The following is a 19,383-nucleotide window of genomic DNA, read 5'->3' as shown; positions in this document are numbered from 1 at the left end:
CGTATTCGCCAAGAGTACCTATGTCGGAGAAACCTGCCTCGATGTACCGGGACATCGACAAGCCCGCGTACACCCGACGCGAGTACATCACGGGCATCCCCGGGTCGAAGATCGCACAGCACGAGATGGGCCAGAAGCAGAAGGACGCCGACGAGTACGACGTCCAGATCAGCCTCATCGTCGAGGAGACGGTCCAGATCCGCCACGGCTCCCTGGAGGCCTCGCGGCTGTCGGCCAACCGCCACCTCATCAAGGAGCTGGGCGAGGACGGCGACTACAAGATGCGCCTCCGGAAGTTCCCCCACCAGGTCCTGCGCGAGAACAAGCAGGCGACCGGGGCCGGGGCCGACCGTGTCTCCGACGGGATGCGCCAGGCGTTCGGGAAGATCGTCGGCACCGCCGCCCGCATCCAGGCCGGCGAGGCCCTCTTCACCGCCTACTGCAACGTCGAGGACGCCCCCGCCGTCAAGGAGGCGTTCCGCCGTGCCTACAACAAGATCACCCCGTCCTGTCGCGTGAAGGTCGAGCGGGGCGAAGAACTGCTCATCGCCTAAATTTTCACGTCGTCGGGTGTCCTCGCGGCGCTTCGCGCCGCTGCGGGCACCCCTCCTCGCAAAAATTTAGTACGAAAACTTCCGGAAGGCGCGCCTCCGGCGCGCTTCCGGGGAGAGCGGTGGCCGCCCACCTCGCCCGCCGCTCGTCTGGCCGGCGTCGGGTCGGCGCAGCCACGTCGCCGAAATCGTATTCAGCCGACAGGTCGTAGCTCCGGGTATGGTACTCCGACTGCTACTCCTCGCGCTCGGACTGCTCGAACTGCTCGCGCCCCGCCGGGTGGTCGACTTCTGGATGGGCCTGGCGACCCCGGAAGACGACGTCGAACTCCGGCCGTGGGTGTACACCGCAGCGCGGGTCGAGGGTGCCGTCCTCGTGCTGTGGGCGCTGACCCGCGGACGAAAGGCGGGGAGCGGCGGCGGGGACGAGGCCTGACACGGGTCGTTGTAGATTATTTCCGGATACCGCCGGCCCGGGGGTCGGCGCGTCCCGGTAAATCGCTACGACAGACCGTATGAGTCAGTCCGCCCGCGCCGGCCCCGCGCTCCGGGTCGCGATCCGCAGCGAGTAGGCGATACACAGCAGGCCGACGAGCTGGACGAGTCGGACGACCAGCCTGATCGCCGACTGGTAGCGGATGGGGACGATCCGGAAGGCGACGAGCCCCTGTCCGCCGACCGCCAGCAGGTACGCCAGCCCGAACAGGAGCAACATCCCGACCGAGAGGTACCGCATCGAGGGGTCGTCGTTGCGACGGAGGCCCCGGTAGGCGTGGTAGCCGATGTAGAGCCCGACGACGGCGGAGGCGGTCGCGGCGGCACCGGCCAGCAGACCGAGCGGGGAACCGAGCGACAGCATCTCAGAAGTTCCCCCACAGCCGGCTCAGTTGGTCGGCGACGTCCTCGCCGCGGCGGTCGACGCTCCAGTCGAGTTCGCCGTCCGAGACCGTGAGCTCGAACCGCTCCAGGGTGGCGGCGTAGACGGTGTCGTGGTGGCCGTCGGCCCGCGGGCGGGTCTGCTCGGCCAGCAGGTCGAGCTCGGTCAGGCGCTCGACGCGGCGGTAGACCGTCGAGACCGACACGTCACACAGCTCGCTCAGCTCGTTGGCCGACCGCGGCTCGTCGCTCGTCGCGGCGAGGATCGTCCTGACGTGCTCGTCGTCCAGCGCCGCGACGAGCGAGGACAGCTCGGACGCCTCGGACACAGTTCCGTCTGTCATCCCGTGATAATAGCTGTCGGTGCGGGCACGGATCGCGAGGCCGGCCGAGCCGGCCGGCTGACAGAGTCCGGGCATCGTCGGCTCACCGTGGTAGTTCGTAGCGGAACAGCGTCGCGATCCCCGAGTCGCCGTCCGACAGCAGCAGGCTGACCGCCGTCGCCGTCGGTCGATCAGCGAGGTCGACGGTCGCGGTGTCGCCGGGTTCGACCCGGTCGACCCCCTCCCAGACCGGGACGTGCTCTACCTCGTTGGGGTTGGGCTCGTCGGCGAAGTCGAGCTGGAGCCACGACCCCGGGACGGGGTCGCCGGCCTCGTGCCGGAGCGTCAGCGCCTCGGCGTCGGCGTCGTAGTCCGCGCCCCACGTCACCTGAGGCGGGTCCTCGGGCGGTGTCGGGTCGACGGGACTCGCGAACGGCGCGCGGGCCGCGACCGTCGCGAGCTGCCCGTCGACGGTCACCTCGGTCCCGTCCCGGGCCTCGGTCAGGCGGTGGCTCTCCCGGAACGCGGATTCGAGCGCGCCCTTGGACGGGGTCCGACCGTCGGCGAAGCGCATCACGAGCACCTGGTAGGCCGCGTCCTCGCCGAGCCGGACGGCGTCGATCCCGAACTCCGAGTAGTCGCGGGGGTCCATACTGTACGGGCCCGCGACGAGCTGGCGGCTCGCGCCGGCGGCCTCGCTGACCGCGGCGAACGCCTCGCTGCCCTCGTGGTAGCGCCGGCGGTCGCCGGCACCGGTGTCGACGAGCAGTTCGAGGTCGGGGTGGTCGTCGGTTCGCTCACTGGTCCAGACGAGGACGCCGTCGCCGACGGCGGCCCGCCGCCGGGTGTCGCGGCGGCCGTACAGGTCGAAGCCGCGGTAGGACCCCTCGGACGCGTAGCCGCTGTCTGCCAGCGTCGCCGTCACCGTGTCGCGGTCGAACTCGCCTTCCAGCACCGTCCCGAGGTCGCAAGACACCAGTCGGTCGAAGTTCTCGTAGCCGACGCCGAAGTAGTCCAGCGCCCGGATGCCGTAGGCGCGGCGGGCGCGGAACGTTCGGGGTGCGCGGGCGACGTACGGCCCGGGCTCCGCGTAGGCGAACGCGTACCCGTCGTCGTAGCGGGTGTCGAAGGCCTCGGGGGTCGGCAGCCACCGCCGGTAGGCCGGCTCGTCGGCGGGCGGCACGTCCAGACGGCCGTAGCTGAGCGAGCCGCCGAGCGGCGGGAGGCTGGAGAGACAGCCGGCGGTGCCGACCGCGGTACCGGTGGCAAGGGCGGCGGCTCCGCGCCGGAGGGCCTCGCGGCGGGACAGGTCGGTTCGGGTGGAGGGCTCGGGCGGTCCGTGTGACATCGTCGTGTCCGGAGGAACGGCCCCCGAAGTAAAGAACCGGGCGGGTCCGTCGCGGCCGACTGCGACCGACCCTCGGGTTTTTTGTACCGGGAGGGAGCGACGCGGGCACACCATCTATGTGGTCGCCGGCCTACCTCCGGGTAGATGCTGAGACTCGCCGTCGCCACCCGGGCCGAGACCTACGAGCGGATGCGGGCACCACTCGCCGAGCGCGGCATCGAGGTGGGCCACGTCGCGACGAGCGAGCGGGCCGTCCCGCTCGACGCGTCGCCGTTCGACGAGTTCGACGTCGGGTTCGTCTACCCCTCGCGGCTGATGGAGGGCGGGGTCGCCGACGCGCTGCTCTCCGTGCCCTGGGTCAACGACCGCGAGGCGATCCTCCGCTCGCGCAACAAGGCCGACACGCTTGCGCGGCTCGGGCGGGCGGACGTTCCCGTCCCCGAGACCGTGCTGGTCTCGAACCCCGTCGACGAGGCCGACCTCGTGGCCGCCTTCGAGCGACTGGAGCCGCCCGTCGTGGTCAAGCCCAACTCCACGACGCGGGGCGTCGGCGTGACGACCGCTCACGACCTCGACTCGTTTCTGGGGATCGCGGACTACCTCGACCTGGTCCACGACTACCGCGCGACCGGCGACCGCTCGTTCCTCGTCCAGGAGCGCATCGACGACGCCCGGGACTACCGCGCGATGGTCGTCGACGGGACCTACGTCGGCGCGGTCGAGCGGCGTCTGCCCGCGGACGCCCGTGCACGCGGGCGCTGGAAACACAACGTCCACCGCGGGGCCGAGGCCGAGGGGGTCGACCTGCCGAGCGAGCTGCGCGCCCTGGCCGAGCGGGCGGCCGACGTGCTGGAGATCCCCTACCTGGGCGTGGACCTGCTGGTCGCCGACGACCGGGCGGTCGTCAACGAGACCAACGCGCGCCCGACCATCGACGCGGCGACGAAGTACGAGCCCGACTTCTGGGACCGGATCGCCGAGCTGATCCGCGAGACGGCGGAGTAGAAACGGAGCGGCCTACAGCTCGATGTCCGCGGAGTCCTCCTCGCGGTCGAACGTGACCTCGAGGATGCCGTTGTTGTACGTGGCCGACGCCGAGTGTTCGTCGACCCGAGAGGGGAGCGTGAGACGCTCGTGGTACTCCTTGGTGGCGGTACCGGCGTCGATGGTGAGGACGGTCCCGTCGCACTTCAGATCGATCGCGTCTTTCTCGGCCCCGGGGATGTCCGCGACGACCCGGATCTCGTCGTCCGTCTCGTGGACGTCGACGTGCAGGTCGGCCCCCTCTGTGGGCCCGTTTCGGTCGATGTGGACGTCCCCCTCCGACCCCATCATCTCGTCCATCATCCGCTCTATCTCCCGGAAGAACTCGTCGAACGGGTCGTCGTCGTCATCCCGTCTCATCGGTACCCGCTATGCGGGTGCGTCTCAAAAGCCTTCTGTCGGGCACACGACTCGACGGCGCGGCCGGTCGGCCGTCCGTCCACCGGGCACCGTGTCTGTGTTCATCATCCATTCGGAACTCACCGCGCGTAAACAAACACGCACACAACAACTCCGAAAACACTTTACTCGCTACCTGAGGTTTTCTAGGCGGTATGAGCGACCCAGTCCGCGTCGGCCTCAACGGCTTCGGCCGCATCGGCCGCAACGTGTTCCGCGCCTCGCTAGAGAACGACGACGTCGAGATCGTCGGCGTCAACGACGTGATGGACGACGAGGAGATCGACTACTTCGCCCAGTACGACACCGTGATGGGCACCCTCGACGGTGCCGGCGTCGAGGACGGCGTCCTCTCCGTCGACGACACCGACTTCGAGGCCGGTGTCTTCCACGAGACCGACCCCTCGGAACTGCCCTGGGACGACCTCGACGTCGACGTCGCCTTCGAGGCGACCGGCATCTTCCGCAACTACGACGACGCCAGCCAGCACCTCGACGCGGGTGCCGACAAGGTACTCATCTCGGCCCCGCCGAAAGGCGAGAAGCCGGTCAAGCAGCTCGTCTACGGCGTCAACCACGACGAGTACGACGGCGAGGACGTCGTCTCGAACGCCTCCTGTACCACGAACTCCATCTCGCCGGTCGCGAAGGTGCTGGACGACGAGTTCGGCATCCGCTCGGGCCAGCTGACGACCGTCCACGCCTACACCGGCTCCCAGAACCTGATGGACGGTCCCAACAGCAAGCCCCGTCGCCGCCGGGCCGCCGCCGAGAACATCATCCCCACCTCGACGGGGGCCGCACAGGCCACCACCGAGGTCCTGCCCGAACTCGAGGGCAAGCTCGACGGGATGGCCATCCGGGTCCCAGTCCCCAACGGCTCCATCACGGAGTTCGTCACCGACCTGGAGGCCGACGTCACGGAGAGCGACGTGAACGCGGCCTTCGAGGACGCCGCCAGCGGCGAGCTGGCGGGCGTGCTGGGCGTCACCGACGAGTCGGTGGTCTCCTCGGACATCGTCGGCGACCCCTACTCCTCGCAGGTCGACCTGGGCTCGACGAACGTCGTCAACGGCCTGACGAAGGTCCTGACGTGGTACGACAACGAGTACGGCTTCTCGAACCGGATGCTCGACGTGGCCGACTACATCGCGGACCGGTAGGTACTCTCCCGTCGCGTCGCAGGCTCTAGCACGCCCCGTCTTCCCCTGCTCGCCACCGCAGCCCCACCATCCGAACCACCGTCTGGTGTCGGCTCCCGACTCGGAAACGACTATACGCCGGGCGGGCGTTCTCCCGCCTGATGACCTTCCAGACGCTCGACGACCTCGCGGACGGACAGCGCGTCCTCGTGCGCCTCGACCTGAACTCACCGATCGAGGACGGCGAGGTCCAGGACAACCGCCGGTTCGGACGCCACGCCGAGACGATCCGCGAACTCGTCGACCGCGACTTCGAGGTCGCGGTGCTGGCCCACCAGGGTCGCCCCGGCCGCGACGACTTCGTCTCGCTGGAACAGCACGCCGACATCCTCGAGGCCCACGTCGGGACGCCGGTCGACTTCGTCCCCGACACCTTCGGCGACGAGGCGCTGGACGCCATCGACGGGCTGACCGGGGGCGACGTGCTCGTCCTGGAGAACACGCGGATGTGCGACGGCGAACTGCCCGAGGAGGACCCGGAGATCAAGGCCGACACGGAGTTCGTCAAGACCCTCCAGCCGGAGTTCGACGCGTACGTCAACGACGCCTACTCGGCGGCCCACCGCTCGCACGCCTCGCTGGTCGGCTTCCCGCTGGTGATGGACGCCTACGCCGGCCGCGTGATGGAGACGGAGTACGAGGCCAACACCGCCATCGCCGAGAAGGAGTTCGACGGGCAGGTGACGATGGTCGTCGGCGGCACCAAGGCCACCGACGTCATCGACGTGATGACCCACTTAGACGAGAAGGTCGACGACTTCCTGCTGGGCGGGATCGCCGGCGAACTGTTCCTGCGCGCGGCCGGCTACCCCGTCGGCTACGACATCGACGACGCGGACCTCTACGACGAGCAGTGGGAGCAAAACAGCGAGAAGATCGAGTCGATGCTCGAGGAGCACCGCGACCAGATCACGCTGGCCGTCGACCTCGCCTACGAGGACGACGACGGCGACCGCGCCGAGCAGTCCGTCGACGACATCGACGAGAAGACCGTCTCCTACCTCGACGTCGGCAGCGAGACGGTGATGGAGTACTCCCCGATCATCAGGGACTCCGAGGCCGTGTTCGTGAAGGGGGCGCTGGGGATGTTCGAGGACGAGCGGTTCTCCGTCGGCACCGCGGGCGTGCTGGAGGCCATCGCCGAGACCGACTGCTTCTCCGTCGTCGGCGGCGGCGACACCTCTCGGGCCATCGAGATGTACGGGATGGAGGAAGCGGAGTTCGGCCACGTCTCCATCGCCGGCGGCGCGTACATCCGCGCGCTGACGGGCGCGGAACTGATCGGCGTGGAAGTGCTGCAGCGCTAGGCGGCCCGGTCCGTCTCCGCGTGGCGTGCCTTCCAGTCGTCCTCGACGTCGGTGACGACGACCGGGCGTTTCTCGGGCCGGCCGCGGACGCGTCCGTGTCTGGCCGCCCAGTCGTCTCCGTCGTCTCGCTGTCGGGATGCCGTCTCGGGCATACCCGTCGGTAGGCGCGTCCCCATTAAATTTCTTCTCCAACGTTTCGCAAATAAGTCACTCGGTTCCGAGTAAAGGGTTCGATCCCGCGACTGCGACCGGCGGAGTAGGCGACGGCTACCGGGCTCTGTCGACCAGTTCGAAGTCGACACGGTCGGAGCCGAAGTGCTTTCCCGCCGAGCGGCCTACGGTCGCGTATGTTCACCGGGATCGTCGAGGCGACGGGCGAGGTGCAGCGAGTGGTCGACGACGAGGGGGGCCGGCGGGTGCGGATCGGGACCCCCTTCGAGGGCCTGCGACACGGCCAGTCGATCAGCGTCTCCGGGGCCTGTCTCACGGTCGAGGACCACGCCGACGGCGAGTGGGTCGAGGTGTTCCTCGCCCGCGAGACGCTCGATCGCACGTACTTCGACGCGCTGACCGAGGGCGACCGGGTGAACCTCGAACGGGCGATGCCGGCCGACGGCCGGTTCGACGGCCACGTCGTCCAGGGCCACGTCGACGCCACCGCGCAGGTGGTCGGTATCGAGCGGGAGGGGGAAGACTGGACGTTCACCTTCTCGCTGCCCGACGCCCAGCGGGACTACCTCGTCGAGAAGGGGTCGATCACCGTCGACGGCATCAGCCTCACCGTCGCCGACCGACGCGGGGACGCCTTCGACGTGGCGATCATCCCGACCACCTACGCGGAGACGACCCTCTCGGAGAAGTCCGTCGGCGACCCCGTCCACCTGGAGGTCGACGTGATCGCCAAGTACGTCGAACAGCTCTGTTAGGGGTCGAACTCGGTCAGGTCGACCCCCTCGGGCGGGTCGTGGTCGGAACCGTTGGCCCGCCGGTAGGCCTGTCGATAGGCGGCGAGCTTCCGCAACAGCAGCGCCACGAAGATCCCGTCGTAGACGGCGACGAACGCGACGAACGCGACGAACTGGCCGACGCCGTACACCTCCGCCAGCACGACCGTCACCGGACCGGACAGCGTGTTGTACGTCGCGTGGACCAGCGACGCGATGACCAGCCCCTTCAGGACGATGGGGCCGGCGTCGTCGGGGTTGAACTTCGCCAGGCCGAGGTAGTAGCCCGCGAACGCGGAGTAGATGACGTGGCCCGGGCCGGCCAGCGCCCGCACCGCCGCAACGTCGCTTCCGGCACCGAACGCCTGGGCCGTGCCGGCGACCATCTCCGTGTTCTGGACGATGTACAGCGCGTTCTCGATGGTGGCGAAGCCCAGCCCCGCCGCGGCACCGTACACCGCGCCGTCGACGACCGCGTCGAACCGGTCGTCGCGGTAGGCGTACAGGCGCACCGCCAGCAGTTTCACGCCCTCCTCGACGGGGCCGACGACGAGGAAGAAGAACACGACCAGCCCCGCCGGCTCGAACAGGCCGAACCCGGAGCCGATGGCCTGGACCGGCCCGCCGATGACGACGTTCAGCAGCCCCGCGAAGCCGGCGAACAGCACGCCCAGCAGGAACGTCCCGACCAGCAGCGTCAGCGGCTCGGAGGTCGTCACGTCGGCGTACCAGATGTACGCCGCCAGCAGGAGCGCCGGCACCGCCGACAGCGCGGCAAGCACCGCGAACAGCGGCTGGACGCCCAGCACGCCGAGGCTCCCGAAGGCGAGCTGGAGCGCGAGGATCGCGAGCGCCGCAACCACGACCAGCGCCCGCAGACTCCAGACCCCGACCCGGTAGACCGCGACGACGAGCCAGTCGAACCGCGACCGGACCTCCCAGTCGGCGACGCCGTAGAGGTCGGTCGACTCGTCGGCGTCCGCCGCCACCGGGTCCTCGGGTCGATCGGGCATACCGACTCTCGGGACTGCCGACTCCTAACGGTTTGGCCGGCTCGCGAGCGCTGCGGAAGACGAGAGGGTTTTGCTACTCCGTCGCCTACCCCGCGGTATGACACTGCGGGCTGGCGTCCTCGCCGTCCAGGGCGACGTCTCGGAACACGCCGCGGCCATCGAGCGGGCCGCGGCCGCCCACGACGAGACGGCGGAGGTCGTCGAGATACGCGAGTCCGGTATCGTCCCCGACTGCGACGCCCTGCTGCTGCCCGGCGGGGAGTCGACGACCATCTCGCGGCTGGTCAGTCGGGAGGGCATCGACGCGGAGATCCAGGCACACGTCGACGACGGCAAACCGGTCCTGGCGACCTGTGCGGGGCTCATCGTCGCCGCCACCGACGCCCAGGACGACCGCGTGGAGACGCTGAACCTGATCGACGCGACCATCGAGCGCAACGCCTTCGGCCGGCAGAAGGACAGTTTCGAGGCCCCGCTGGACGTCGCGGGCCTGGACGAGCCGTTCCCGGCGGTGTTCATCCGCGCCCCGATCATCGACTACGTCGGCGACGGCGTCGAGGTGCTGGCGTCGTGGGACGACCGCCCGGTCGCGGTCCGGGACGGCCCCGTCGTGGGCACCTCCTTTCATCCGGAACTGACCGACGACTCCCGCGTCCACGACCTGGCCTTTTTCGACTCGGTACAGGCGTAGCGACGGTCTGAAGGCGCTGGCCGGCCACCCACGGGTATGAGCGACGCCGACGCGGACATCGTCGACGAGCTGTTCGCGGTCATCGAGGACCGCAAAGAGACGCTGCCGGAGGACTCCTACACCGCCTCGCTGTTCACCCACGAGAAAGGCGAGAACGCCGTCCTGGAGAAGCTCGGCGAGGAGACCACTGAACTGCTCCTCGCGGCGAAAGACGACGACCGCGAGGAACTCGCCCACGAGGCCGCCGACATCGTCTACCACCTGCTGGTGTTGCTGTCGATGAAGGGGATGGACGTCGAAGACCTGCGGGCGGAGCTGGCCGAGCGGCGGTAGCGAGGGGCGCGAGCGGAGCGCAAACGGACGGCCAGGAGCCACGCCACCGGCTGCGTCGGGGCCGTGCCGGGGATCAGTCGTCGAGCTACCCGGTGGTATTAAGTCGGTGAGTAGATAGCTGTCTCCTATGAGTACGTCGACAGTTCGCGGGACGATCTCGGGGATGGGGCAGCGGGCGAATCCGGCGTTCGCGACGGGGGTCGTCCTCGTCTCGGTGCTGGCGCTGGCGTACGCGACCACCGTCGCGACGGTCCAGCAACACACGTACATCCACGTGATGGCCGGGCTGCTGTGGACCGGCACCGACATCTTCCTCGGTGCGATCCTCGGCCCGGTCATCGGCGGGCTGGAGGAGGAACAGAGCGCGGCCGTCTTCGAGCGGCTGACGCCCAAGACCGCGTTCTTCCTGCCGTCGATGGCGCTGGTGACCATCGCCGGCGGCATCACGCTGGCGCTCCGGCTCGGCGTCTTCCCGCACGCGACGCCGTGGCTGGCGCTGTTCACCGCGGCGAACGTGATCCCCATCCTGCTGCTTCTGGGGTGGCGGCTGAACGCCTGGTCGGACTGGCGCTGGCAGGTCCCCTTCGCCGTCGGGACCGTCGGATCGCTGGCGTGGGTCGCAACCACGATCGGCCAGTTCCAGATGACGTCGCCGGCCATCGCCGTCGCGCTGGTGCTGGTGACGCTGCTGTCGGTGCAGGGCTTTGGCTTCCTGATGCCCGGCGAGATCCGCATCTACAAGGAGATGACCTCCGCCGCGCCCGACGCCGGCGTCATCTCGGCCATCGGCAAGCAGAACGCGATGCTGGGCGGGGTCCAGGGACTGTTCCAGCTGCTGCTCATCCTGGACATGGTGTACCTGCGGTACGGCGGCTTCTGAGCGGTCGGCTCACCCGCTTCCGTCGGCGAGGGTCGAACGGACCTCGCCGGCTCGCTCGCGGTCCGGGAAGGTCAGCGACAGGCGGCCGTCCCACTCGCCGTCGGCGACGGCCTCGGCCAGCGAGGGGGCGACGCCGAACCGACCGACCGCCTCGCCCTCGTGGAACTGCAGGATCGCGTACTCCTCGGGCGTCTCGTCGACGCCGGCTGTCTCGAAGGTCTCGACGACGTCGGCTGTCGCCGCGTCGGTCAGGGTCAGCGGGAGGCGGGCCGCGCTCCCGCCGGTCTTTACCTCCCCGACGGTCGCGACGTCGCCCCCGTCGAACAGGACGCGGTCCGTCTCCGGGCCGCTGAGACGGACCACGAACGCCGCGTCGGCGGTCGTCTCGGTCGCACCCCCACCGGCGTCGAGGGACGAACAGCCGGCCGTCAGCGCGACGGCCGTCGCGCCGATCGCCGCGAGGGTCGCTCGTCTGGAGGGCGGCACGTCAGGGACTACCACACAGATCGGAAAAGGTCTTGTGCCGGTCCCCGGGACGCCACCGACCGCCTCACTCCCCGATCGGGCGGAACCGATGCCGGACGACCTCGCTGTCGTCGTCCCACTCGAACTCGTCGTGGACCCGACGAAGTCGCTCCCGGTACGCGTCGAGGTCTTCGGAGCCCTCCCGGCGAGCGTCCTCGTCGGTCAGGTCCCCCAGCGTCCGCTCGGTCACGTCGGTCACCTCGAAGGTGGTCCCGTCGATCTCGAAGGTGTCGCCCTCGTCGGCGTAGCGGTGGCCGCGGTGCATCTGCGTGATCGTCCCGTCGGCGGCCATCCGCTGGACGTGCTCGTTGGGGAGGACCTCGCCGGCGTCGATGTGTGCCATACCGGCTGTGGGGACGGGAGGCTGAAAAGCGTGTGGCGGGGGCTCAGTCGTCCCGCGTGAACTCGTCGCGGTCGGCCATCGCGCTCTCCAGCTGGGAGCTGAACGGGAACTGCTCGGCGGTCCGACGGGCCATCACCGACAGGCGGACGACGTAGGAACTCAGCAGGAAGAAGGGGGTGAACCCGGCCGTGAGGACTGCCGGGACGAGCACCCGCGTCACCGGCGGCGACACCGACGGCGCGACTCCGCTCGTGGTGTACAGCAGCGTCACCAGCACGGCCGAGATCTGTGCGGGGAGGCCGACGTACAGCAGGTACCGCGAGAGCTCGGAGATCTCGGCCTCGATGAACGTCGTCTTGAACAGCCGCTTGGCGACGACGATGTGTTCCAGCGTCTCGGTCAGGCGACCGAGCGGCTCCGTCACCGCGTCGGTGTACTCGTCGGCGTACTCCGTCTGGAGGTACCACGTCCGGTGGACGTAGTTCTCGTAGTCGGTCGTGACCGAGGCGAACAGCGCGTGTTTCATCTCGCTCTCCTCGCGTTCCAGCAGGCCGACGACGTAGTCGACGTGGGTCTCCAGCCCCGCGACCAGCGTCTCGAGTTCCTCGCGGGTCCGCCTGGTCCGGGTCTCCTCGGTCACGGTCGCGAGGCGCTCGATGTCGTCGCGCGCGCTCCGGAACAGCAGCCGGAAGAAGGCGTCGGGCTTGACCGGCATCAGCGACTGCCCGGTGGTCTCGCCCACGTCCTGGCGGTAGGCGACGGTGTCGTCGATCTCCGAGCGGACGTCCCCCGGGGACTCCAGGCGGCGGCTGAGGACGAACTGGCTGAGCGAGGTGACGATGGCGATCAGCGTGAAGTTCCCCGCGATCAGCGCGAACAGGAGGAACAGGACCGGCGTGTCGGCACGCAGCGGTACCAGTCCGACGGCGAACACCACGGCCAGCGTCCCCGCGAGCCCGATGACCTGCAGGACGGTCACCAGCCGTCGGTCGCCGGTCAGGACGAACCACTCCCGGGGATCGTTGCCCAGCAGTTCGCTCTCGAAGCGGAGCCAGGACAGCCGGCTCATCGATGTGGCCTCACCTCGGTCCCGGCCGCCGCCACCGCCGTGTCCCCGCGCATTCGACGTGGACGTGAGCCCCGACGGTAATATTCGGTGTGGTCGCCGCCCCCGCGTCGGAGCCGTCTCCCCCGATTGGACGCCCTTTTATGTGCTGGCGGCAAAAGAGGCCGTAATGAGTCAACCCTTCGAGAACCTCCCGACCACGCCGAGAGCCGAGGAGGTCCTGGACAAGGCCTTCTCCCGGGCGTCGCGGGCGGGCGGGGCGAAGGAGGGGACCGAGGCCCAGCAGTCGATGCTGATGACGGCCTCGAACATCGTCTCCGACAACCTCGAGAACGTCGCCACCTCGTGGCCGACCATCGACCGACTGGACCCCTTCTACGTCGAACTCGCCGACGCCGTGCTGAGCGACGCCTACCCCGACGAGAAGGGCGGTATCGACGCGCTGAGACAGCACCTCTCGGAGGTGTCCTGGGCCGGCCGGAAGGCCAAGGAGATCCGCCAGGAGTACGAGAGCCGCGTGGTGCGGGGCGACGAGGACACCGCGCGGAAGCTCCGCAAGCAGGCCTTCGCCCGCATCGCCGACGTGACCGAGGAGGTCGAAGACGACCTCGCGGCCGTCGCGACGGCCCGCGAGGCGCTGAAGGGGCTGCCGGACATCCGCCCCGACGAGCCGGCAATCGTCGTCGCCGGCTACCCCAACGTCGGGAAGTCGTCGTTCGTCAACCGCGTCACCCGCGCGGACAACGAGATCGCCGCCTACCCCTTCACGACGACCCAGATCCGCGTGGGCCACGTCGAACACCAGCGCATCCGCTACCAACTGGTCGACACGCCCGGACTGCTCGACCGGCCACCCGAGGAGCGCAACCGGATCGAGTCCCAGGCCGTCAGCGCGCTGGAACACCTCGCCGACGCCGTCCTCGTCCTCGTCGACCCCAGCGAGGCGTGTGGCTACCCGCTCGCCCAGCAACTGGACTTACGGGACGACATCGAGGGGCGGTTCGACGCGCCCGTCCTGACCGTCGCGAACAAGAGCGACCGCTCGACCGACGTCGAGGCCGACCACTACATGAGCGTCACCGAGGACGACAACGTCGAGGCCGTGTTGCAGGCGGCCATCGACGCCGTCGGCTACGAGCTCGAACTCCCGTTCGACGACGAGTAGCCGGAGAAGGGTGGTTTCTCAGTCCAGTTCGTAGGTGACGCTGACCGAGGCGTCGACCGTGACGGGGCCGGGCGAGAGGCTGGTCCCGCCGGCGTCGCCGGCGGCGGCCATCTCGGCGCGGACCACGTACGGGCCGCTATCGCTGGTCTGGATCGTCAACACGCCCGCGACGTCGCGGCCTTCGGCGGCCGCGACCGTCTCGGCGTCGGCGCGCGCTCGCTCCATCGCCGTGGTGAGCGCCTCCTCGCGGGCGGCCTGTCGCGTCTCCTCGCTCAGTTCGTAGCGGATGCCCTCGACGCGGTCCGCGCCGGCGTCGACGGCGACGTCGATGAGGTCGCCGACGGCGTCGACGTCCCCGGTCTCGGCCTCGATCGTCTGGACGGCGACGTAGCCGACCTGTTCACGGCCGTCCTCGGTGCGCTCGTACTCCGGGTGGATGCGGAAACTCGACGAGGTGACGTTCGCGCCCGCCTCGTCGAGCGCCTCCTGGACGGCGACCGCGTCCGCGGAGACGTTGTCGCGGGCGGCCGCGGCGGTCTCACCGCGGCCGACCGCGGCGACGCTCAGTACGGCTCGGTCCGCGCTGCGTTCGACCGTGGCGTCGGCGCTGACGCCGACGGTCGCGTTCTCGGCGTCCTGTGGGACGCCGCCGTTGTTCGCGACCGCGAAGCCGGCACCGCCGGCCAGCAGGAGGGCCAATACGCCTGCGACTGCGAGTGGTCTGGAGACCATACGTGTCCGGACGCTGCCGGAGGTATTTACCGCATCGGACGTTCAAGATCGTCTTTGAGCGTTACCGACCCCGTACCGGTAGTACCGCCAGACTACGGCGGACCTCGTCACGCGCTCTCCTCGACGGCGACGTAGTGGACCGAGGTCTGCACGTCCCGACCGGCCGCCTCGTCGGCCACTCGGTCGAGTCGCCCGACGAGATCAGGCGGCTCGGACCCCGGCGGGATGCCGACGGTGACGACGACCCGCCGGGGCTCCTGGAAGATGACGGTGTTCGTCTGCTCGATGGTCACGTCCAGCAGGCGGGCCTGTCCGTCGATCTCCCCCTCGACGGCCCGCTCGATCTCGGCCGCGGTCGTCGCCCGCTGGAAGGAGTCCAGCGTCACCCCGCCCAGGAACGTCGACAGCACGAGGATGGCGACCACGAGGACGCCGACCCGCTTGAGCGTCGCCGCTCGTGCGTTCCCCTCGCGGAACCAGTGCTCGGGGCGGTACCCCTGGTACCACAGGCCCGCCAGCACGGCGAGGTTGATCGAGAGGACGTTCACCAGCAGCAGGACGCCCGAGCCGAGGCTGACCAGCGGTTCCCCCCAGGCGATCCCGATGCCGACCGTCGCCGCGGGCGGGATCAGGGCGACGGCGATCATCACGCCGACCAGCGCCGTCGAGACCCCGGAGGTGAGGCTGATGACGCCGGCCGCGCCCGCGCCCAGCGCGACCACGAGCGAGAGGAAGTCCGGCGCGATCCGCTCGCGGACCTGCTCGACGCTGGTGACGTCGGCCAGCGGCGGGATGACGTTGGCCGTCCTGACGAGGACCGCGAACACGGTCGCGCTCGCGACGGCGAGCAGGAGGCCGATCACCTGCAGTTTCACGCCGCGGACGAACAGCTCGCGATCGTCGACGACGGTGCCGACGTTGGCGGTCATCGCCGGCCCGATGAGCGGGGCGATGACCATCGACCCGACGACGACGGCCGGCGAGTCGAGCAGCAGGCCGGCGGTGGCGATGACCGCGCTGATGACGGTCATGACGGCGTAGGTCGGCAGCGTCGGGGCCAGCGCCTCGGCCTTCGCGGTCAGTTCCTCGCGGGCGATTCGGTCCTCGTCTTTCTCCTCCGCGTAGCGCTCCTCCAGGTCGTCGAACTGCCGGGAGATGACGGTGCTGGCGTCGACGACGACCGTGTAGGCGTTGTCGTCGATCCCCACCTCCCGGAGGTCCGCCAGCACCGGTTCGAGGGCGTTGGTCGGGAGCGGGAACGAGACGACGACGGCGACGTCCCGGCCGCTGGTCTCCTCGCTGACGACGTAGTCGATCCCCTCGTCGTCGAGGACGGCCAGCGCCGCCTCGCGCTTGCCACGCGGGACCGCGAGTTGCACGAGCCGCACGCCTCCGGGTGAGTGGGGCGGGGGCATAAAAACCTCGCCCGCGGACCCGGACAAGACATTTATTCCGGCCGGGAGAGACGCCGGTATGGTCCACTGTCCCGACTGCGAGGCGACCCTCCAGAGCGCCGACGACGTCGCGTTCGTCGAGATGGACGCGACGACGGGCATCCTCGCGGCCTCCAAGCGGTTCTACGTCGCGGAGTGTGCCGAGTGTGGCTCGACCATCGGCAGCGGCGTCGCCGGCGCGAAGGCCGGCGGTGGCGGTGCCGTGTAGGAGGAAAGCATATACCACGACCCGCGCAAGCCACCGCTATGGTCCACTGCCCTGAATGTGACAGCGACCTCGACCAGCAGCAGGACGTTGAGTTCGTCGAGATGGACGCCGAGACCGGCTTCTTCGCCGCCTCCAAGCGGTTCTACGTCGTCGCCTGCGGGGAGTGTGGGGCCGCCATCGGGGGCGGCGTCGCCGGCGCGAAGGCCTGACGCGGGCGGCGCTCGCCGGACGCTTATCAGCCTGGACGGCGAACCGTCGGGTATGGCACTCGACGTTCCCGTCCCGGACCCGCCCGCACTCGACGGGCCACAGTCCAGAGACGCCTACCAGTCGGTCGACGCCCCCGAGGCCGACCCCGGCGACGACTACCGGCGCGAGGAACTCGCCGAGGTCCTGGCCGCCGGCGGCTGGTACGACGCCTTCGACGAGTGGGCGGCCCACACCGCCCTGACGGAGGCGGAGTTCGAGGTGGTGACCGACGCGGACCTGATCCAGGGGTTCGACTTCTACTGGGACCCCTCGACCGACGACGTGGGCTACCAGTCGCCCACGCTGCCCGACGACGTGCGCGCCGACCTCGGCACGGGCGACGCCGACGAGATCGAGACCGAACTGGACGACCTCGGCCGGGTCGTCACGGAGACGCTGGAGAACGACTACCTCCAGCGCGACGACGAGACGTTCGGCTTCTTCGCCGACGACGCCCCCGAGGAAACGTTCGACTACGAGGACGACGACCTCGGCGAGGGGCTCTGAGCGGGCGCGGGGGCGACCGGGGCTGGACTCACTCCGGCGTCCGGAACACCCGCAGCGTGTCGCGCTTCCGCTCGACGGCTGCGACCGCCTCCAGCCCGCGGTCCGTGAACTCGGCCCGCCAGTCCCGGTAGTACAGCGGCAGCCCCTCGTCGACGTGGTTGACGGTGCCGGGCTCGCCGCTCTCGTTCTCGACGGTGACCAGCACCTCGCCGGTGATCCGCGCGAGGTCGTCGAACACCCACGCCTCGTCGGGGTGGACGTGCTGGAGCGTCTCGACCGAGAAGACGGCGTCGAACGCCCCGTCCGCGAGGTCGGCGACGTACTCCTCGACGGCGGTCTCGTGGAACCGGCCCGCCGCGTCGAGGTCGGGGTAGGTCTCCGCGAGGACCGTCAGCGCCTCGCCGTTGACGTCGACGCCGGTCAGGTCGGTGTAGCCGGCGTCGTGCAGTTCCGCGAGGTGTCGCCCGGGGCCACAGCCGACCTCCAGCACGCTCGCGTCGCGGCCGACGTGCTCGTCGAGGACCGACCGCACCTGCTCGCTCGTCTCGTCCGGGCCGTAGTGGGCGTAGTAGGTCGGCGAGTACTCGCCGGAGCGGTCCGCCCACGCCTGCCGGACGTCGTGAGAATCCACGTTCGATAGCCGCGGGGCGCGCGTATATGTCTGCCGGGACGGCCGTCTCAGAGTTCGACCGTCGCCAGGTCCGACTCCAGGTCCTCGACGTGGTCGTTGTAGGCGTCGACGAAGCCCGCGAAGCGGGGCGCGTACTCGCGGATGTCGGCCGCGGAGGGCGGTTCGTACTGCGAGAGGAGGTAGACGCCGTTCGACCCGCCGGCCCGGAGGTAGGCGGCCCCGTCGCGGTCCCACTTCAGTTCCCAGCGGGTGCCGTCGACCCTGGTGGCGAAGGTGCCGTAGTCGCCGCCCTCGTAGCGGTGGAGTTCGGCGGCGATGCGGTCACAGACCTCCCGCACTCGATCAAGCACCCGGTCGCGCTCGGCGACGACGCCCTCGGTGCTTTCGACCGCGGGGAAGTCGGTCGACACGTCGTCGAGGACGCCCGACAGCGAGTCGACGTAGTCGGCGAAGCCGGCGACGAAGGCGTCGTAGTCGGCGAGCGCGTCGGCCAGCGGGCCGGGCTCCGGGTCCCGCTTGGTCGAGACGACGTACACCTCGTCGCCGCGGTCGGGGTCGAACCGGAGGTACTCCAGGTCGCCGCCCTCGTACTTGACCGTCCAGACGCCGCGGTCGGTCTCGACGTCGGCCTGCCCGTAGTCGCCGCCCTGGAGGCGGGCGAGGTGGTAGGCGACCTGTCCGGCGTGGTCCCGAACGGCGGCGACGAGTTCGTCGCGGCGGTCGGCGACCGTCGACGCGTCGGCGGGGTCGGCTGGCGGCCAGTCGGTCACGGTCGGGGTAGCGACCCGGCGGACATAACGCGTGCGGTCGCGGGCGGCCACAGCGGTAAGCGCCTGGGGCGCGTAGCGACGCGTATGTCGGCCGACGGCGACTCGAACCGAGCGACCCTGGCCGTCGCCGCCGGCGTCGCGCTCCTCGGTCTCGCGTCGCTCGCGGGCCTGGTGTACGCGGACGCGACGGCGGACGTCTCGCGGGCCGACTTCGCGGAGTACCGGGGGGACTGCGCGGCCCTCGCCGGCGAGACCCGCCTCGTCGACGCGGGGCTGGGCTGGCGGCGGGTGACGCTGAACGAGAGCCACGTCCGGGCCTGTCGGAACACCACGTACGCTGAGTACCGACGCCAGCGGACCCGATCGCTGCGGACGGCACCGTTCAGTCCGCTCCAGTGGCTCCTCTACGGCGGGTTCGCCGGCGGTATCGCGGTCGGCGGCGCGATTCTGGTCCGGCAGGAACTGCGCCGCGGGTGACGCGGTGCCGTCCCGCAGGAAGCCTCATCAGCCCGGGCCGCCCAGTGGAGCGCGTAGTGTCAGACGACCCATTCGACGACCTCGGCGTCCCAGACGACCCGACCGCCGACCTCGACCGCGCGACACAGGAGCTCACCGTCCGGACCGACGAACGCCGCTACGGCAAGCAGATGGTCCTGATCGAGGGCTTCGACGACGAGGCCGGACTCGCCGATCTCGCCTCGGAGCTGAAGTCCGCGCTCGGGACGGGCGGGACCGTCAAGGACGGCCGCATCGAACTCCAGGGCGACCACGCGGACCGCGTCCGCGACCTGCTCGAAGAGCGAGGCTACCGGACGGACTGAT

General features: G+C 69.9%; 28 protein-coding genes. 15 read left to right on the top strand and 13 right to left on the bottom strand.

The genetic code is table 11. The features are described from left to right. Positions 1 to 20: 20 nt before the first annotated feature. Both P0592_RS09955 and P0592_RS09950 read left to right on the top strand, forming a co-directional pair. Positions 21 to 554 carry a 50S ribosomal protein L16 gene (locus P0592_RS09955; RefSeq protein ID WP_276270734.1) on the top strand — a complete coding sequence of 178 codons (534 nt, stop codon included), beginning with the start codon at positions 21 to 23 and terminating at the stop codon, positions 552 to 554. 217 nt (positions 555 to 771) lie between these two features. Then, positions 772 to 987 carry a hypothetical protein gene (locus tag P0592_RS09950; protein WP_276270733.1) on the top strand — a complete coding sequence of 72 codons (216 nt, stop codon included), beginning with the start codon at positions 772 to 774 and terminating at the stop codon, positions 985 to 987. Positions 988 to 1,071: 84 nt separating this feature from the next. Here P0592_RS09950 and P0592_RS09945 read toward each other — a convergent pair whose 3' ends face one another. The 3 genes from P0592_RS09945 to P0592_RS09935 form a co-directional block, all read right to left on the bottom strand. After that, complete coding sequence (locus P0592_RS09945; protein ID WP_276270732.1) at positions 1,072 to 1,410, bottom strand: DUF7521 family protein; 339 nt, start codon at positions 1,408 to 1,410, stop codon at positions 1,072 to 1,074. Between the two features lies 1 nt (position 1,411). Further along, on the bottom strand, positions 1,412 to 1,771 hold the full coding sequence (locus P0592_RS09940) for an ArsR/SmtB family transcription factor (protein ID WP_419181134.1): 360 nt from the start codon (positions 1,769 to 1,771) through the stop codon (positions 1,412 to 1,414). 82 nt (positions 1,772 to 1,853) lie between these two features. Next, complete coding sequence (locus tag P0592_RS09935) at positions 1,854 to 3,098, bottom strand: hypothetical protein (protein ID WP_276270730.1); 1,245 nt, start codon at positions 3,096 to 3,098, stop codon at positions 1,854 to 1,856. A 144-nt stretch (positions 3,099 to 3,242) separates the two neighbouring features. Here P0592_RS09935 and P0592_RS09930 point away from each other — a divergent pair, with 144 nt between their 5' ends. Further along, positions 3,243 to 4,103 carry an ATP-grasp domain-containing protein gene (locus P0592_RS09930; RefSeq protein ID WP_276270729.1) on the top strand — a complete coding sequence of 287 codons (861 nt, stop codon included), beginning with the start codon at positions 3,243 to 3,245 and terminating at the stop codon, positions 4,101 to 4,103. 12 nt (positions 4,104 to 4,115) lie between these two features. Here the strand turns inward: P0592_RS09930 and P0592_RS09925 are convergent, their stop codons facing one another. Then, positions 4,116 to 4,502: an Hsp20/alpha crystallin family protein gene (locus tag P0592_RS09925; protein WP_276270728.1), complete on the bottom strand. Its 387-nt coding sequence runs from the start codon at positions 4,500 to 4,502 to the stop codon at positions 4,116 to 4,118. Positions 4,503 to 4,696: 194 nt separating this feature from the next. On the opposite strand from P0592_RS09925, the gene gap reads away from it, so the two are divergent. Both gap and P0592_RS09915 read left to right on the top strand, forming a co-directional pair. Beyond that, complete coding sequence (gap, locus tag P0592_RS09920) at positions 4,697 to 5,704, top strand: type I glyceraldehyde-3-phosphate dehydrogenase (protein ID WP_276270727.1); 1,008 nt, start codon at positions 4,697 to 4,699, stop codon at positions 5,702 to 5,704. Positions 5,705 to 5,844: 140 nt separating this feature from the next. After that, the gene (locus tag P0592_RS09915) at positions 5,845 to 7,050 is read left to right on the top strand and encodes a phosphoglycerate kinase (RefSeq protein ID WP_276270726.1); all 1,206 of its coding nucleotides are present in this window, start codon (positions 5,845 to 5,847) and stop codon (positions 7,048 to 7,050) included. Here P0592_RS09915 and P0592_RS09910 read toward each other — a convergent pair. Next, the gene (locus P0592_RS09910; protein WP_276270725.1) at positions 7,047 to 7,202 is read right to left on the bottom strand and encodes a hypothetical protein; all 156 of its coding nucleotides are present in this window, start codon (positions 7,200 to 7,202) and stop codon (positions 7,047 to 7,049) included. The two genes, P0592_RS09915 and P0592_RS09910, sit on opposite strands and share 4 nt — an antisense overlap. A 195-nt stretch (positions 7,203 to 7,397) precedes the next feature. Here P0592_RS09910 and P0592_RS09905 point away from each other — a divergent pair, with 195 nt between their 5' ends. Further along, positions 7,398 to 7,976: a riboflavin synthase gene (locus tag P0592_RS09905; protein WP_276270724.1), complete on the top strand. Its 579-nt coding sequence runs from the start codon at positions 7,398 to 7,400 to the stop codon at positions 7,974 to 7,976. Here P0592_RS09905 and P0592_RS09900 read toward each other — a convergent pair. After that, a complete protein-coding gene (locus P0592_RS09900; RefSeq protein ID WP_276270723.1) occupies positions 7,973 to 9,007 on the bottom strand; it encodes a PrsW family intramembrane metalloprotease in 1,035 nt (344 codons plus the stop codon). The two genes, P0592_RS09905 and P0592_RS09900, sit on opposite strands and share 4 nt — an antisense overlap. 97 nt (positions 9,008 to 9,104) lie before the next feature. Here P0592_RS09900 and pdxT point away from each other — a divergent pair, with 97 nt between their 5' ends. From pdxT to P0592_RS09885, 3 genes are all read left to right on the top strand, one after another. After that, positions 9,105 to 9,698 carry a pyridoxal 5'-phosphate synthase glutaminase subunit PdxT gene (gene pdxT, locus P0592_RS09895; RefSeq protein ID WP_276270722.1) on the top strand — a complete coding sequence of 198 codons (594 nt, stop codon included), beginning with the start codon at positions 9,105 to 9,107 and terminating at the stop codon, positions 9,696 to 9,698. A gap of 36 nt (positions 9,699 to 9,734) precedes the next feature. Continuing rightward, a complete protein-coding gene (gene hisE / locus P0592_RS09890) occupies positions 9,735 to 10,031 on the top strand; it encodes a phosphoribosyl-ATP diphosphatase (protein WP_276270721.1) in 297 nt (98 codons plus the stop codon). Positions 10,032 to 10,194: 163 nt separating this feature from the next. Next, the gene (locus tag P0592_RS09885) at positions 10,195 to 10,911 is read left to right on the top strand and encodes a hypothetical protein (protein ID WP_419181133.1); all 717 of its coding nucleotides are present in this window, start codon (positions 10,195 to 10,197) and stop codon (positions 10,909 to 10,911) included. Between the two features lie 9 nt (positions 10,912 to 10,920). On the opposite strand, the gene P0592_RS09880 is transcribed toward P0592_RS09885, so the two are convergent. From P0592_RS09880 to P0592_RS09870, 3 genes are all read right to left on the bottom strand, one after another. Next, positions 10,921 to 11,397, bottom strand: coding sequence for a preprotein translocase subunit SecD family protein (locus P0592_RS09880; protein ID WP_276270719.1), 477 nt, complete (start codon positions 11,395 to 11,397; stop codon positions 10,921 to 10,923). 64 nt (positions 11,398 to 11,461) lie between these two features. Next, positions 11,462 to 11,779 (bottom strand): ASCH domain-containing protein, encoded by a 318-nt coding sequence (locus P0592_RS09875; protein WP_276270718.1) that lies wholly within the window; start codon positions 11,777 to 11,779, stop codon positions 11,462 to 11,464. 43 nt (positions 11,780 to 11,822) lie between these two features. Then, positions 11,823 to 12,848, bottom strand: coding sequence for a DUF7972 family membrane protein (locus P0592_RS09870; protein WP_276270717.1), 1,026 nt, complete (start codon positions 12,846 to 12,848; stop codon positions 11,823 to 11,825). A gap of 166 nt (positions 12,849 to 13,014) precedes the next feature. Between P0592_RS09870 and P0592_RS09865 the strand changes: the two genes are divergently transcribed. Continuing rightward, a complete protein-coding gene (locus P0592_RS09865) occupies positions 13,015 to 14,010 on the top strand; it encodes an NOG1 family protein (RefSeq protein WP_276270716.1) in 996 nt (331 codons plus the stop codon). Between the two features lie 18 nt (positions 14,011 to 14,028). Here P0592_RS09865 and P0592_RS09860 read toward each other — a convergent pair whose 3' ends face one another. Then, the gene (locus P0592_RS09860) at positions 14,029 to 14,742 is read right to left on the bottom strand and encodes an SIMPL domain-containing protein (RefSeq protein ID WP_276270715.1); all 714 of its coding nucleotides are present in this window, start codon (positions 14,740 to 14,742) and stop codon (positions 14,029 to 14,031) included. 107 nt (positions 14,743 to 14,849) lie between these two features. After that, complete coding sequence (locus tag P0592_RS09855) at positions 14,850 to 16,130, bottom strand: TIGR00341 family protein (protein ID WP_276270714.1); 1,281 nt, start codon at positions 16,128 to 16,130, stop codon at positions 14,850 to 14,852. An 85-nt stretch (positions 16,131 to 16,215) separates the two neighbouring features. Between P0592_RS09855 and P0592_RS09850 the strand changes: the two genes are divergently transcribed. Genes P0592_RS09850 through P0592_RS09840 form a run of 3 tightly spaced genes read left to right on the top strand, consistent with a single transcriptional unit; the run spans position 16,216 to position 17,160 of the window. Then, positions 16,216 to 16,404 carry a hypothetical protein gene (locus P0592_RS09850; protein ID WP_276270713.1) on the top strand — a complete coding sequence of 63 codons (189 nt, stop codon included), beginning with the start codon at positions 16,216 to 16,218 and terminating at the stop codon, positions 16,402 to 16,404. A gap of 38 nt (positions 16,405 to 16,442) precedes the next feature. Continuing rightward, positions 16,443 to 16,613, top strand: a complete 171-nt coding sequence (locus P0592_RS09845; RefSeq protein WP_276270712.1) for a hypothetical protein — start codon at positions 16,443 to 16,445, stop codon at positions 16,611 to 16,613. Between the two features lie 52 nt (positions 16,614 to 16,665). Further along, positions 16,666 to 17,160 carry a DUF7992 family protein gene (locus tag P0592_RS09840; RefSeq protein WP_276270711.1) on the top strand — a complete coding sequence of 165 codons (495 nt, stop codon included), beginning with the start codon at positions 16,666 to 16,668 and terminating at the stop codon, positions 17,158 to 17,160. 28 nt (positions 17,161 to 17,188) lie between these two features. Here P0592_RS09840 and P0592_RS09835 read toward each other — a convergent pair whose 3' ends face one another. Then, positions 17,189 to 17,791 (bottom strand): class I SAM-dependent methyltransferase, encoded by a 603-nt coding sequence (locus tag P0592_RS09835; protein WP_276270710.1) that lies wholly within the window; start codon positions 17,789 to 17,791, stop codon positions 17,189 to 17,191. 47 nt (positions 17,792 to 17,838) lie between these two features. Next, positions 17,839 to 18,561, bottom strand: coding sequence for a profilin-fold protein (locus P0592_RS09830; RefSeq protein ID WP_276270709.1), 723 nt, complete (start codon positions 18,559 to 18,561; stop codon positions 17,839 to 17,841). Between the two features lie 84 nt (positions 18,562 to 18,645). On the opposite strand from P0592_RS09830, the gene P0592_RS09825 reads away from it, so the two are divergent. After that, positions 18,646 to 19,038 (top strand): hypothetical protein, encoded by a 393-nt coding sequence (locus P0592_RS09825; protein ID WP_276270708.1) that lies wholly within the window; start codon positions 18,646 to 18,648, stop codon positions 19,036 to 19,038. Between the two features lie 56 nt (positions 19,039 to 19,094). Beyond that, on the top strand, positions 19,095 to 19,382 hold the full coding sequence (locus P0592_RS09820) for an SUI1 family translation initiation factor (protein ID WP_276270707.1): 288 nt from the start codon (positions 19,095 to 19,097) through the stop codon (positions 19,380 to 19,382). The last annotated feature ends 1 nt before the right edge of the window (position 19,383 follow it).

Source organism: Haloarcula litorea (genome assembly GCF_029338195.1).
In the GTDB taxonomy this organism is placed as follows: Archaea; Halobacteriota; Halobacteria; order Halobacteriales; family Haloarculaceae; genus Haloarcula; species Haloarcula litorea.
The sequence above is the reverse complement of the archived record's forward strand: the minus strand, read 5'-3'. Positions and strand labels throughout refer to the sequence as shown.